At 76.7% G+C, this 1,569-nt stretch carries 1 protein-coding gene and 2 pseudogenes; all 3 read left to right on the plus strand.

Annotated elements, in window-relative coordinates:
• Positions 1 to 367: pseudogene (locus MHW47_RS35270) on the plus strand (3-oxoacyl-ACP synthase); the annotation flags it as partial.
• A complete protein-coding gene (locus MHW47_RS35275) occupies positions 367 to 1,014 on the plus strand; it encodes a hypothetical protein (RefSeq protein ID WP_239227888.1) in 648 nt (215 codons plus the stop codon). The pseudogene MHW47_RS35270 and the gene MHW47_RS35275, both read left to right, overlap by 1 nt.
• Positions 1,011 to 1,569 (plus strand): annotated as a pseudogene (locus tag MHW47_RS35280) (hypothetical protein); the annotation flags it as partial. The gene MHW47_RS35275 and the pseudogene MHW47_RS35280, both read left to right, overlap by 4 nt.

Here is a 1,569-nt window from a genome sequence, read left to right on the forward strand (position 1 = left end):
CTTCGGCGCCGGCGGCGAACCGGCCGGCATCGGCCGCATCGCCCGGGACGGCGCGGCCTGGGGACGCTCCCTGCGCTCCGCGCTCGCCGAGGCGGAACTCGACCCGCAGGACGTCGGCACGGTCGTCTCGGCCGCCTCCGGCCACCCGCTGGTCGACCTGGCCCAGCGCGCGGCCCTGCGCCTCACCGGTCTCGACGGCCGGCCGGTCCTGGCCCCCAAGGCGCTGCTCGGCGAGACCTACGGCAGCGCGGGCGCCCTCGGTCTGGTCGCCGCCCTCACCGGCGACGGCATCCCCGGCCCGGTGCTGCTGTCGAGCTTCGCGTACGGCGGCAGCTACGCGGCGGCCGTCATCGACCCGGAGGCCTGATGGGCGCCCTGATCGGTCTGCCCGGCGACCCCGGACCCACCGGGTACACGCTGGCACCCGACGGGCCGGCGGAGGCGGGGGAGACGGTGAACGTTCTGGTCTCCCGGCACCGGGGACTGCCCCGCGACCGGATGGGCAACCGGCTCTCCGCCTCGGGCCGCTCCCTGATCACCGAGGCGCTACACCGCACGTACGGGCGCCGGATCACCGCCGCCGACCTGGCCCGGGACGGGCTCAAGCGCTGGTCGGTGCCCGCGCTGGGCCTGTCCGCGTCGGTGGCCCACGTCGCCGCGTACAGCGCGGTGGCCTTCGCGCCCGCCGGACGCGTCATCGGCGTGGACCTCCAGGACGAACGCGACCGGCCGCACGCCCTGCGCTGGCTGGGCGACCTGCTGGGCCGCGAGGAGCCCGCCACGATCAGGGACTTCGCCGAGTGCGAGGCGCTCATCAAGGCCTCGCACCTGACCAAGGAGACCTTCGCCGGAATCCGGCTGCCGCCCTGGCGGCCGGGCTGGCGGCCCGTGAACTGCGAGACCTACGAGGTGCGTTCCGTCGTCCTGCGGGCCGAGGGCGAACCGCCCCTGCACCTCGCCCTCGCCTGCGACGCACCGGCCCCGGTGCGCTTCCACCACTTGGAGGAGGAATGACCCTCACCGCCGTGCGGCCGTACACCCGCCGCATCTCCCCGATCGAGCGCGGCTACCTCAACGCCGCCGCGACCGGCATCCCGCAGCTCATCCAAATGGTGATCGAGGGCGAGGGCACGCTCGACCCGGACGCGCTGCGGCGCGCCGCGCGGGTGGCGACCGAGGCGAGTCCGGGCCTCGCGGTACGCCGCCGGGGCGCGCTGTGGCGCGCGGCCGGCACCGTCCCCGAGGTCGTGGAGCTGCCGGCCGGCACCTCCACGGACCACCCGTTCTTCCACCGCGACCTGTCCGTGGTCACCGGCCCCGTCTGCGAACTGGGCCTCGTCCGCGACGCGGGGACCACCCGGCTGATCGTCCGGGCCAGCCACATCGTCACCGACGGGCGCGGCCTGCGGCAGTGGATCGCCGACCTCTTCCGGGCCCTGCGCGGCGAGGAGCCGGCCGGCTGCCCGGACACCGTGGACGACGCCCACTTCCGCGCGGCGGCCGGCGAGGTCCGCCCGGCCCCCCGGGCCGCCCGGCTCACCGGACTGCCCGCGATCATCGGCGGGGGCG

Origin of the sequence: Streptomyces sp. OfavH-34-F (genome assembly GCF_022347745.1) — a bacterium.
Taxonomy (GTDB): domain Bacteria; phylum Actinomycetota; class Actinomycetes; order Streptomycetales; family Streptomycetaceae; genus Streptomyces.